At 74.2% G+C, this 13,590-nt stretch carries 4 protein-coding genes; 3 read left to right on the top strand and 1 reads right to left on the bottom strand.

All coding sequences use genetic code 11. The annotated features are described in order from the left end of the window. Nucleotides 1-17: 17 nt before the first annotated feature. Nucleotides 18-914, bottom strand: a complete 897-nt coding sequence (locus OG883_RS36505; protein ID WP_266550877.1) for a LysR family transcriptional regulator — start codon at nt 912-914, stop codon at nt 18-20. Between the two features lie 424 nt (nt 915-1,338). Here OG883_RS36505 and OG883_RS36510 point away from each other — a divergent pair, with 424 nt between their 5' ends. The 3 genes from OG883_RS36510 to OG883_RS36520 are packed head-to-tail and all read left to right on the top strand — an operon-like array spanning nt 1,339 to nt 13,586. Continuing rightward, nucleotides 1,339-8,280, top strand: a complete 6,942-nt coding sequence (locus OG883_RS36510) for a type I polyketide synthase (protein ID WP_266553137.1) — start codon at nt 1,339-1,341, stop codon at nt 8,278-8,280. Next, on the top strand, nt 8,273-13,249 hold the full coding sequence (locus OG883_RS36515; RefSeq protein ID WP_266550879.1) for a type I polyketide synthase: 4,977 nt from the start codon (nt 8,273-8,275) through the stop codon (nt 13,247-13,249). The genes OG883_RS36510 and OG883_RS36515 overlap by 8 nt, the downstream gene beginning before the upstream one ends. Next, complete coding sequence (locus OG883_RS36520; protein ID WP_266550881.1) at nt 13,239-13,586, top strand: acyl carrier protein; 348 nt, start codon at nt 13,239-13,241, stop codon at nt 13,584-13,586. Before OG883_RS36515 ends, OG883_RS36520 begins: the two co-directional genes overlap by 11 nt. The last annotated feature ends 4 nt before the right edge of the window (nt 13,587-13,590 follow it).

Genomic DNA, 13,590 nt, shown 5'->3' on the forward strand with positions numbered 1-13,590 from the left:
ATGGCGGCTCGGCCACCTCATCCGGCGGACTCCCGCACGGGCGCGTTGTGCTGGGCGTGCGAGAGGAAGGCGCGGGCGGCGCGGCTGAGCGGGCGGCGCCGGTGCGCGATGCCGACGGTGTGCAACAGCGGCGGAGTGAAGGAACGGACTTCCACACGGTGGCCGAAGACCCGTAACACCGTGTCCCGGTACCAGATCAGCGAACCGCGCCCGGCGGTCACGCTGGTGACCCAGGCCAGACGCTCGTTGACTTCCACCGCCGGCACCGGGCGTACCCCGAGCCGGCCGAACATCGCCTCGAGCTCGGTGCGCCGGCCGGTGCCGGGGGTCGGCAGCACCATCGGCAGACCACTCAGTCTCCGGAAGGGCATCGGGTCGGGCAGTCCGGAGCCGGGCGGGGAGATCAGTACGACCTCGCGCTCCCGGAGGTGATGCGTGGACAGCTCCTTGTCGACGGGCAGATCGACCATGCCCAGCTCCGCCACGCCGTCGGTCAGGGCCCGCACGAGTGCTTCGCGGCTGTCGTGCTGGAGCAGCCGTACGTCGATCTCGGGATGGCGTCCGGTGAAGGCAGGAACGAGGTCGGCGGCCAGATCGAGGGAGAGGGTGGGGGTGACGGCCACGATCAGCGCGGTGCGTCGCGAACCGACCGCGTGTGCCGCGCCGACGTCCTCGATCGACTCCACCGCGTCGAGGACCGTGCGGGCCAGGCGCACCACACGGGCACCCTCGGGGGTGAGGGTCGCCCCCCGGCCCCTGCGGACCAGGAGCTCCACGCCCAGCTCCCGTTCCAGGGACTGGATGGAACGGGAGAGGGCGGGCTGGGCGACATAGACGGAGGACGCCGCGGCCGTGATGGAGCGGCAGTCCGCGACGGCGACGAGGTAGCGCAGCTGTTGCAGTGTGGGGGACATGTGCGGACGGTAGCCGCTGTGCCGTAAGGGTGTAAGTGGCACTCGCGTGAACAAATGATCGAACGTTCAAGGGAGTTGGGGCAATGCTCTGACGGCAGCACTCCATACCTCATCGGCATGGGCGGGGGAGGAGCGTTGACAGTGCGGGCCGGCCGTCCCACGATGCAACGCGGCAAGGCGGTGTTACCGACGGGTCACCCCCGGCTGCACTTCCGCAGCGCTCGTCGCGCCCCACCGCCCGCTGCGGTCCGGCCTGTCACGGCAACGCCGTGTCGGCGCCCGGCGGCCGCGAAACACCGCTCCCCGCTCCCTCGCCCGGTGCCGCCCGGAAGTAAAAGGAGTGCCCGTGATCTCTCAGTCCGCCCGGTCCTTCCGTCGGGATCTCGTCGTCGTGGTCACCCCGTTCGAGGAACCCAATCCCCGGATGGTCGCCGCCGCGGAACGAGCCGGCGCGCTCGGCCTGCTCGACCTCGGCAGGGACCGCGACCGGGCGCGCACCGCGCTGGCAGGACTGCGCGGGCCGTACGGAGTCCGCGTACCGGCCCGGTGCCCGCTCACCCCGGACGAACTGCCCGCTGCCGTGGACACCGTCCTGCTCACCGAGCAGTGGTGGCGGACCGGGACGGACGTCTGGGCGGCCGGTGGCAGGCGTCGGGTGTGGGCCGAGGTCGTCAGCCCCGCCGAGGCCGCGGCCGCCGTCGCCGCCGGAGCGGCCGGGATCGTGGCCAAGGGGCACGAGGGCGGCGGGCGGGTCGGCGAACTGACCACCTTCGTACTCCTGCAACGCCTGCTGGCCGAGCCCGGGTTGACCGTGCCGGTCCTCGCAATGGGGGGCATCGGCCCGCACACGGCCGCCGCCGCCGTCGCGGGCGGTGCCGCCGGCGTCGTACTGGACGCGCAGCTCGCGCTCACCACCGAAGGCGCGGCCGACCTGCCCGCCTCGGTCGCGGCCGCGGTCCGGGCCATGGACGGCAGTGAAACCACCGTCGTCGCGGGCCACCGTCTCTACACGCGCCCCGACGTCCTGCCGCCGGAGCCGGACGCGGACATCGCCGGCCTGCTGGGCGCCCGCAGCCTGCGCACCCAGCCACTGCCCATCGGCCAGGACGGCGCGGCCGCTGCCCGGCTCGCCGCGCGTCACCGCACCACCGGCTCCGTCGTACAGGCCGTACGGGCGGCCGTCACCGGACACCTCGAAGCAGCCGTACGGATCCGTCCTCTCCAGCCGCGCCCCGGCGAAGCGCGTCCGGCAGGGGAAGCCCGTCCGGCAGGGGAAGCCCGTCCGCCGGTGCAAGGCCGACTGCCGGTGGAACGCCGTCCGCCGGATGCGGGCCGCCCGGCCGTGGCTGACCGTCCGCCGGTGGTCCAGGGGCCCATGACCCGGGTCAGCGACCGGCCCGCCTTTGCCTCCGCCGTGGCCGGCGCGGGCGGACTGCCGTTTCTCGCCCTGGCCGTGATGGACGGCCGGGAGGTACGCGAACTGCTCACCGAGACCGCCGTACGCCTTGCGGGTCGGCCCTGGGGCGTCGGCCTGCTCGGATTCGCCCCGGACGAACTGCGCCGTGAACAGCTCGCCGCCGTCGCCGAGGTGCGGCCGCCGTACGCGATCATCGCCGGCGGCCGCCCCGCCCAGGCCGCCCCGCTCGAAGCCGCCGGGACCAGGACCTATCTGCACGTACCCTCGCCCGGACTGCTCGAGCGGTTCCTCGCCGAGGGAGCGCGGCGGTTCGTCTTCGAAGGGCTCGAATGCGGCGGCCACATCGGCCCGCGCGCGGCCTTCCCACTCTGGGAGGAGCAGATCGAGCGGCTGCTCTCCTGCCCGTACGCCGCCGAACTCGACGTGCTCTTCGCCGGTGGCATCCACGACGAGCGCTCCGCCGCGATGACCGCTGCCGCCGCAGCTCCGCTGGCCGAGCGCGGCGCCCGGACCGGCGTCCTCATGGGCACCGCCTACCTGTTCACCGAGGAGGCCGTCACCGCCGGAGCCGTGCTGCCCGGCTTCCAGCAGACGGCGGTCGACTGCACCACCACCGCTTTGCTGCGCACCGCCCCGGGCCACGCGACACGCTGCGCCGCCACCCCGTACGCCGGCACCTTCGCCGCCACCGCGCACCGGCTGCGGCAGGACGGCGCGAGTCCGAACGAGGTCTGGGAGGAACTGGAGAAGCTCAACCTCGGCCGGCTGCGGATCGCCAGCAAGGGCCTGCGCCACACCGGGGCCGGGCCCGTCCCGGTGGGGGAGGAGGAACAGCGCGGCGAGGGGCTCTACATGCTCGGCCAGATCGCCACCGCACGCACCGCCACCACCACGGTCGCCGCCCTGCACACCCAGGTGACCAACGGCGCCACCGCCCTGCTCGCCGAACGAGCCGAACAGCTTCGCGTTCTGTCGGCCGAGCCCGTTCCGCCCGAGGAGGCCCCCCTCGACATCGCCGTGGTCGGCATGGCCTGCCGCTACCCCGGCGCGGGCGACACCGCCGGGTACTGGGCGAACATCGTCGCCGGGACCGACGCCGTCACCGAGGTGCCCGCCGACCGCTGGGACACTGCCGCCTACCACGACCCCGACCCGGCGCGGGCAGGGGAGCGGACCCCGTCCCGATGGGGCGGTTTCCTGCAGCCCGCCCCGTTCGACGCGCTCGCCCACGGCATTGCCCCGGCCTCGCTCGGAAGCATCGAACCGGTGCAACTGCTCGCCCTCGACATCGCCGCCCGTGCCCTCGCCGACGCCGGTTACACGGGCGAGCGGCACTTCGACCGCTCCCGTACGTCCGTCGTCTTCGGCGCCGAGGCAGGCACCGATCTCGCCGGAGCCTACGGCTTCCGCGCCCTGCACCCGGGCTATCTCGGCGAGCTGCCGCCCGAGCTGGACGCTCAACTGCCCCGGCTGACCGAGGACTCCTTCCCCGGCGTCCTGGCGAACGTCATCGCCGGGCGCGTCGCCAACCGGCTCGACCTCGGCGGCGCCAACTGCACGATCGACGCCGCCTGCGCCTCCTCGCTCGCCGCTCTCGATCTGGCCTGCAAACAACTGCGCGACGGGGACAGCGACATGGCGCTGTGCGGCGGCGCCGACGTGCACAACGGCATCAACGACTACCTCATGTTCGCCTCCGTACGCGCCCTGTCGCCCACCGGCCGGTGCCGCCCCTTCGACTCCACCGCCGACGGCATCGCGCTGGGCGAGGGCGTCGCCTGTCTCGTCCTCAAGCGCCTGGCCGACGCCGAACGCGACGGCGACCGCATCTACGCCGTCGTCAAGGCCGTCGGCGCGTCGAGCGACGGGCGCTCCCTCGGCCTCACCGCGCCCCGCCCCGAAGGCCAGCGGCGGGCCCTGGAACGTGCCTACCGGCGGGCCGGGGTCGCACCCGCCGAGATCGGCCTCGTGGAGGCGCACGGCACAGGCACCGTCGTGGGTGACAGCACCGAACTGGCCGTCCTGACCGAGGTGTTCGGCGACGGAGACAGCGGTTCCTGCTCGCTCGGCTCGGTCAAGTCGCAACTGGGACATACGAAGTGTGCGGCGGGCCTGGCCGGTCTCATCAAGGCGGTACGGGCCGTGCACTGCGGCGTACGGCCGCCGACTCTGCATCTGACCGCCCCCAACGGCGACTGGCAGCCGGACACCAGCCCCTTCTTCTTCGACACCGAAGCCAGACCGTGGGCCGTACCCGCCGCGCGGCGGCTCGCCGGGGTCAGCGCGTTCGGCTTCGGCGGCACCAACTACCACGCGGTCCTCGCCGGGTACGGGGACGCGGACGAGCCCGCGCACGGACTGGAGGCCTGGCCCGCCGAGCTGTTCTGCTTCCGGGGCGCCGGCCGCCCGGCCGCCCTCCGTGCGATCGACCGCCTCGCCGCCCGGCTGGAGCAGAACGACGCGGCAGGACGGCCCTGGCCGCTGCGCGACCTCGCCGCCGAGGTCTCCACGGAGGAGGGCCCGGTCCAGGTGGCGGTGGTCGCCACCGGCCTCGACGACCTGGCCGAAAAGCTGCGCCGCGCCCGGGAGTTCGCCTCGGACGACGGCGTCCACGTGGCGGACGACGCGCATGCCCCCGGCCGTACCGCCTTCCTCTTCCCAGGACAGGGCAGCCAGCGGCCGGGCATGCTGAGCGACCTCTTCATCGCGTTCCCACGCCTGCGGACCCTGCTGCACGACGCCGATCCGCGCCGCGTCGCCACCATGTTCCCGCCCGCGGCCTTCACCCCCGGGGAACGAGCCGCCCAGCGCGCCGCCGTCACCGACACCCGGACCGCCCAGCCCGCCCTCGGCCTCGCCGGCGCCGCCGCACATCTGCTGCTCACGTCGCTCGGAGTACACCCCGACTGCACCGCCGGCCACTCCTACGGCGAGCTGGTCGCCCTCTGGGCCGCCGGTGCCTATGACACCGCGACCCTGCTGCGTCTCAGCGACCGCCGGGCCGACGCGATCCTCGCCGCAGCCGGGGACGACCCCGGAGCGATGGCCGCCGTGCCCGCGGCCCCGCACGATCTGCCGGAGCTTCCCGCCGGATGCGTCGTCGCCAACCACAACGCACCGGCGCAGAGCGTCATCTCCGGACCGACCCCGGCCGTCGACGCCGCGATCGCCGCGCTGCGCGAGGTGGGCATCGCGGCCGATCGTATCCCCGTCGCCTGCGCTTTCCACAGCGACGTCGTCGCCGGTGCCGCCGGGGCGCTGGGCGCGGAGCTGGACGGTACGGCCGTGGCCGAGCCCGCCGTCCCGGTCTGGTCCAACACCACCGCCCGCCCGTACCCCACCGACCCAGGGGCGGTAAGGGAATTGCTGGCCCGCCAGCTCGCCGAACCCGTCCGGTTCGCCGAGCAGATCGAGGCCATGTACGCGGCCGGGGTGCGCACCTTCGTGGAGGCCGGCCCGGGCCGGGTCCTCACCGGTCTCGTCGGCCGCATCCTGGGTGACCGGCCGCACACCGCCGTCCCGCTCGACGTACCGGGCGAGCACGGCCTGACGCGCCTGCTCACCACGCTCGCCGAACTCGCCTCGGCAGGCGTCCCGTTCGAACCGGAGCCGCTGTTCAAGGGCCGTACCGCGGCGTTGCCCGCCGAGGCGCCCCGGCGCGCCGGATGGCTGGTGGACGGCCATCTCGTACGGACCGCGGACGGCGAGCCCGTGGCGGGCGGGCTGCGCCCTGCCCGGCGGGTGACGGCGTCCCGACCGGTGGACGGGCGTCCGGCGGCGTCGGCCGTGGACCGGCGGGAGGACGCCGTACTGGAGTATCTGCGCGGGGCACGGGAACTGGTCGCCGCGCAACGGGATGTCGTGCTGGGGTACTTGGGGGCGACCGGTTCGCCGTCGCCGGTGGTGATGCCGGTGGGGGAGCCGCATGCGCCGGAGATGTCCGTCTCTGCCTCCGGGCCGGTGCCGGTGCCTGTGTCCGGCGAAGTGCCTGTATCCGGCGGCGCCGAGGCCGGAGCCTCTCTGACGCCCAGTCAACTCATGGACGTGGTACTGGAAATCGTTCACATCCGCACCGGCTACCCGAGGGAGATGCTCGACCCCGCACTCGACCTGGAGGCCGACCTCTCGGTCGACTCCATCAAACGGGTGGAGATCATCGGGGCGCTGGCCGACCGGATCGGGCTGCCGCGCGGCGCGGACGGGCCGGCGGAGTCGGCCGTCGAGGAACTCTCCCGGCTGAAGACCATCAGCGGCATCGTCGACTGGATCGTGGCCCACAGTACGGGCCCGGAGCCCGCGGTCCCCACGCAAACGATCCCGGCAGCGGACCCGGTCGTCCTGTCGGCGGACGAGGGCACGCCGAGCCCTGCCCCCCGCTCCGCCCGCCCCGCCCGCCTCCTGGTCGAGGTCACCCCCGTGGGACCGCCGGTCACGCGTGAACCCGCCGCCGTACTGCCCGGCCTGCGGTTCGCCGTCGTCGACGACGGCCTCGGTGTGGCCGTTGCCCTCGCCGCCGCGCTGGAGTCGTACGGCGCCGAGGTGCGTACCGTCCATCCGGACCGCCTGGCGGACGCCGCCGGCACCGACGGCGTGGTGGACCTCAGCGCACTGCGCCCGGCTCCGGACCCAGTGCTTCCGGAAGCCTTCGGCGCTCTGCGCGAGACCTTGATGGCGGGCACACGACGGCTGTTACTCGTCACCGGCTGCGGCGGAGCGTTCGGCCGTACGCCGCCCTCGCCGGAATCGGCGGGGCCCCCGGAATCGGCGGGCTCCCAGGCACCCTCGGACTCGCCGGGCGCGCTGAGCTCTGCCGATCCGGTGCCCGGCGCCGGCCTGTACGGCTTCGCCCGTACCGCGGCCATCGAATACCCCGGCACGGTGATCCGTGCCGTGGACGTCGACCCCAAGGACCGTCCCGAGCGGATCGCCTCTCATCTGATCGCCGAACTGTGCGCCCCCGAGGAGCCGGTGGCCGTCGGCTACACCAACGGCACCCGCAACACTCTGCGCACCGTTGCGGTCCCACTCGCCGTCCCACTCGCCGACGACGAACCGGCACCACCGCTCCCCATCGGCCGCGACGCCGTGGTGCTGCTGACCGGCGGGGGCCGTGGCATCACCGCCCGTACGGCCGTCGCCCTCGCCGGCGCCACTGGCTGCCACATCGAACTCATCGGCCGTACCGCGCCCCCCGACGATGCCGAGGACCCGTCCGTCGCCCACGCCCACGACCGCGTCGCCCTGCGTGCGGCCCTCATCCGGGAAGGCCTTCGTACGCCCTCGGACATCGAGGCGGCCGCGTCCCGGATTCTTGCCGCGCGCGAGATCCGCGCCACCCTCGACGCACTCTCGGGCGTCGCCGCGTCGGTGCGCTATCACGCGGCCGACGTCAGTGACCCCGACGCCGTACGGGCTGTCGTCCAGGACGTACGCGCACGTCACGGTCGGCTCGACGGGATCGTGCACGGCGCCGGAACCATCGAGGACCGCTTGTTGTGCGACAAGGACCCGGCTTCCTTCGCGCGGGTGTTCACCACCAAGGTCGACGGCGCCCGCCACCTCGCCGAAGCCGCCGCCGACCACGGCGACGACGCCCCCGCCCTCGCCTTCCTCGTCCTCTTCGGCAGTGTCGCCGGGGTCTTCGGCAACCGCGGCCAGGCCGACTACGCCGCCGCCAACGACGCCCTGGACACCCTCGCCGCCGCCCCCGCCTGGTCGCGCCGGTTCCCGGGCCGGGTCCTCGCCATCGACTGGGGCCCGTGGGCAGCCGGGGCAGGCGGCATGGTGACCCCGGAGCTGGAACGGATGTACGCGAGCCGCGGCATCGCGCTCATCGATCCGGACGGCGGCACCGCCGCGTTCCTCGCCGAGCTCGCACACGGCACCACGGGCCAGGTCGTCCTGCTGGCGGACGAGGGCACGCAGGGCCCGGAGGCCCGCCGTGGCTGATGCGAGCCGCGGCCCCCGCCCGACCGACGCCGCCATCGTCGGCATGGGCGCCGTCTTCCCCGGCGCAGCCGACCTGGCGGCGTACCGGCGCAACCTTGTCGCGGGCACGGACGCCATCACCGACGTACCACCCGGCCGCTGGGACCCCGAGGTCTACTACCACCCGGAAGGCTCCGAAGGACCCGCCCGCAGCGACCACTTCTACTGCCGGCGCGGCGGTTTCATCGACGAACTCGCCGCCTTCGACCCGACCCGGTTCGGCATCATGCCCGCCGCCGTGGCCGGCGCGGAGCCCGACCAGCTGCTGGCCCTGCGTGTCATCGCCGAGGCCGTGGCCGACGCCGGCGGTGAGCAGCGGCTGCCCGCCGACCGCTCCCGGATCGGCGTCATCCTCGGCCGCGGCGGGTTCATGGGCGTCGCCACCGCCCGCCTCGACCAACGCGTACGTACCGCCCACCAACTCGCCGCGACCCTGCGCGAACTCGCCCCCGAGCTGGGCGAGGACCGGATCACGGCGGTCCGCGAAGCCTTTCAGGCAGGGCTCGGCCCCGAACGGCCCGAGGCGTCCATCGGCCTCGTCCCCAGCTTCACCGCGGCCCGGACCGCCAACCGCCTCGACTTCCAAGGCCCCGCCTACACTCTCGACGCCGCCTGCGCCTCCTCCCTGCTCGCCGTCGAGCAGGCCGCCGGACTGCTCGCTGGCGGCAGCTGCGACCTGGTGGTCGCCGGGGCCGTACACCACTGCCATATCGCCACGCTGTGGAGCGTCTTCACCCAGCTGCGGGCGCTCAGCCCCAGCCAGCGCATCCGCCCCTTCGACCGCCGCGCCGACGGCACACTGCTGTCCGAAGGCACCGGCGTCGTCGTGCTCAAGCGTCTGGCCGACGCCGAACGCGACGGGGACCGCGTCTACGCCGTCGTACGAGGGACAGGCGTGGCGGGCGACGGCCGGGCGGCGAGCCTGATGAGTCCTCTGGTGGACGGCCAGGTACGCGCCCTGAACCGAGCCTGGGGGCAGGCCGGCCTGGACCCGTCCGCGCCCGACGCGCTCGGCCTGCTGGAGGCGCACGGCACCGGGACACCGGTCGGCGACGAGGCCGAACTCGCCACCCTGGCACGGGTTTTCGGCCCTCGCGCGGCGGGCACCGAACGGGTCGCGACGGGTTCGGTGAAGTCGATGCTCGGCCACACCATGCAGGCCTCCGGGATGGCCGGGCTGATCAAGGCCGCACTGGCGGTGCACGACGGGGTCCTGCCGCCGACCCTCCATCTCGACGACCCGCACGAGGGCTTCGACCGGACGCGCATGCGCCCGGTGACGACGGCGGAGCCCTGGCACCGGGGGCAGGCACCGCGACGCGCGGGCGTGAACGCCTTCGGTTTCGGTGGGATCAACGCGCATGTGGTGCTGGAGGAGACGCCCGGGGCGGGGGCCGTTCCCTTCGTGCCCGTGCCCGCGCCCGTGTCCGTGTCCGTGAGGGCCGGGGCTCAGGATCGCGGCCAGAGTGTCCCGCAGCCCTCGGCCGAGCGACGCCGACCGGAGCGAACTGCGGAACCTGCGGCCGGTGCCGTGCCAACGCTGCTGGCCGCCGCCACTCCCCGTGAACTGGGCCGCCTGGTGGAGGAGTTGCCCGACGCGGGGGCGTTCCCGGGGGCGGCGCCACCCCGCTCCGCCGGCCCCTGCCGTCTCGTTGTCCTCGGACTCACCCCGAAGCGCCGAGCCCTCGCCGCGGCGGTCATCGCCCGGGGGAAGCCGTGGCGCGGTCGCGGCGGCGTGTGGTTCAGCCCGAGCCCGCTGCTCGCGCACGACGCCCGACTGGCGTTCCTCTTCCCCGGCCTGGAACCGGACTTCGCTCCGTACGTCGACGACGTCGCCGATCACTTCGGGCTGGCTCGGCCCGCCCTGACCGGCGGCGACGCACTGGTGGAGCGGGCGGTCGACGCCATCGCCGTCGGCCGGCTCTTCGCGCGGGTCCTTCCCGAACTGGGCATCCAGGCGGATCTGCTGGCCGGTCACAGTCTCGGCGAGTGGACGGCCATGGTGGTCGCCGGGATGTACCCGCAGCACGCCGTCGACACGTTCCTGGACTCGCTGCGTCCGGGGGATCTCGATGTCCCCGATCTCGTGTACGCGGCACTCGGCTGCGGGGCCGGGCAGGCAACCGACGCGCTGCGCGGACTGGACCGCGTCGCCGTCAGCCACGACAACTGCCCCCACCAGTCGGTACTGTGCGGCGAACCGGGCCCCGTGTCCGAGGCGCTGACCCGACTGGCAGTCCAAGGCGTACTCGCCCAGGAGCTGCCCTTCCGCTCGGGCTTCCATACGCCCATGTGGGCGCCGTACCTCGACCAGGTACGCGCCGCATTCGCCAGACTCCCGCTGCGGCCGCCCACCGTGCCGGTCTGGTCGGCGACCACGGGCGCCGCTTACCCGGAGACCGAGGGCGCGGTCCGGGACGTGGTGCTGCGCCATCTGCTGGAGCCCGTGCGCTTCCGGGAGCTGACGGCGCGGCTGTACGCGGAGGGCGTACGGGCCTTCGTCCAGATGGGCCCCGGCAGCCTGCCCGCTTTCGTGACGGACACGCTGAACGGCCGCGACCACCTCGCGGTCTCCGCGGGCGCACCCCGCGGCACCGGCGGCCTGGACCAGCTGCGCCGCCTGGCCGCGGCGCTGTGGACGGAGGGCCTGGATCCACGCTGGGAACTGCTGACGGGTGCCGGGCACACTTCGTCGGCCGGTTCTGCCCCTGCGGTTGCCGCGACGTCCGCCGCGTCAGCCATGGCTGCCGCGCCTGCGGCGTTGACCGAGCCGGCCGCGCTCGCGGAGTCCGCCGGGCCGACAGGCCGGGCCGGGCTCGCCGCGCCTGCAGCGCTCGCCGTGCCGGCCGTGTCCAGTGAGCGGACCATGCGGGCACTGCTCGCCGCAGGCGCTGAGCCCGGTGAGCGGACCGCGCTCGCCCGGTCCGCCGCGCCGGCCACCCCCGACGCGCCGCCCATGCCCACCGGACCTGCCCGGCACGATTCCCCCGCCGCCCCTTCGGGCCCCGAACGGGGCGTCCCGGTACGGCTCGACCTGGGTTCTCCGCTCGTACGCCTCAACGGCGCCGCGCCACCGCTCTCCCTGGCCGGCCCGTCGCGGACCGGTGGTCGGCCACCCGTCGCCGGTCCCCCGGGACTGCTGTCGGCCCTGGACGCCGTACTCGACGAGACAAAGGAGGCGGCGCACAGCGTTGCCGCAGCCTGGCGAGCAGCTCCGGCCACACAAGTGGCCCCCACCGCCGGGGAGTTCGGCGGAACACCCGGACGGCAGCCGACCGGGCGGCCCGCGCCCGGTACCTCCTCCTCCGCCCCGCCCGCCCCGCCCGCCCACCGCACCCGGCGGCGGCTTTCCCTCGAGACCATGCCGTACGTCCTCGACCACTGCGTCTATCTCCAGCCCGACACCTGGCCCGAGGCCTCGGACCGGTTCCCCGTCGTCCCCATGACCACGCTGCTGGAACTGGCCGCGGACGCCGCACGCCAGACCGTTGCGCAACGCGCGGTGACCGGCTTCGACGACGTACGGGCCCTGCGCTGGCTGGCCGTCGCCCCGCCCGTCGACGCGGCGGTCCACGCCGTCCCCGACCCCTCCGGCGACGGCCGGGTCCGGGTCGAGATCGGCGGGTGCGCGACCGTCACCGTCGTCCTCGCCGACCGCCACTCCCCACACCCCGCCCCCGATCTCTCGGCACTGACCCGTGAGAGCCCGCCTCCCGTCAGCGCCGAGGCTCTCTACCGCGACCGGTGGATGTTTCACGGGCCGGCCTTCGCCGGTGTCCACGAGGTGACCGCCGTCGCCGACGACGGCATTCATGGGGTGCTGCGTGCGCTGCCCGCGCCGGGTGCGCTGCTGGATGCCGCCGGGCAACTGCTCGGGCACTGGATGCAGTTGCGTCTTCCCGCCGACCGACTGGTCTTCCCGGCGTCGCTGGAGCGGGTCCGCCTGTACGGGCCCCCACCACGCGACGGCGCGCTGCTGCGTGCCACCGCCCGGATCCGCGCCGTGCGGCCCGACTCCGTACGCGGCGACGTGGAGCTCACCTTGGCCGACGGCACGGTCTGGGCCCGTCTGGAGGGCTGGACGTACCGGCGCTTCGCCGCCGACGAGCGGGTGTGGCCGATGAAGTTCACCCCGGAGATCTGCGGCATCGGCGAGCCGCAGTCCGGCGGCTGGTGTCTGGCCCGGCGCCGCTGGACCGACCCTGCCTCGCAGGAGCTGGTCATGCGGCGCTATCTGGGCGCGGCCGAGCGGGCGGCGTACGAGCAGCGCCCGCCGCGCGGCCGTGCTGCCTGGCTGCTCGGGCGGATCGCGGCCAAGGACGCCGTACGCCAACTCCTGTGGGAGCGGGATGCGGGACCGGTCTTCCCCGTCGAGATCCCCGTGGGCAACGACCGTGTCGGCCGCCCCCGCCCGGAAGGCCCGCTCGCCGCCGGACTCCGGCTCTCCCTCGCCCACAAGGACCGGGTGGCGGTCGCGTACGCCCATGCCGCCGACGTCGGCATCGACATCGAGACCGTCACCGAGGACCCCCGGGCGCTGAGCCGCATCGCGCTCACCGCCGACGAGCGGCGGCTCGCCGACCGGCTTGCCGCGCGTGACGGATCCGGGCGGCTCGCCCGGGCGCTCACCGCACTGTGGTGTGCCAAGGAGGCCGCCGCCAAGGCGGAGGGCACCGGCCTGGGCGGACGGCTGCGGCAGTGGACCGTCATCGCCGGGAGCGCGAGCGGTGAACTCCGTGTCACCTCGCCCGAAGGCCGGGACCACGTCGTCCGGATCAGTACGGTCCACGATCCGTCCGGCCCGGACGATCACGGCGGCCCGGACGGCGAACCCGCGACCCATGTCGTCGCCTGGACCGTGCCGGACGGCTCCCTCACCCCATCAGTCACCCCCACCCCGGACTCGACGGAGGCCCCTCATGCCATCTGACCCCACGGCCGCACGGATACTCGCGGAGGTCACCGCCATGCTCGTGGAGACGGTCGGCGACGAGTTCCTCCTCGTGGACGAGGTCACCCTGAAGACCACCTTCAACGAGGATCTGGCGCTGGAGAGCATCGAGTTCGTCGCACTCGCCGAGCTGCTGCAGCAGCGCTACGGAGCGGCGGTGGACCTGATCGGTTTCCTGGCCGAGAAGGACATGGAGGAGATCCTGGCCATGACCGTCGGCGACCTGGTCTCCCACATCGCCGCGGCCGTGCCCTCGGCCTCCTCCGCTTCCTCGGTCTCCTCTGCTTCCTCCGCTCCTTCGGCCCCGGCAGCCTGACCCG

Source organism: Streptomyces sp. NBC_01142, assembly GCF_026341125.1.
GTDB lineage: Bacteria > Actinomycetota > Actinomycetes > Streptomycetales > Streptomycetaceae > Streptomyces.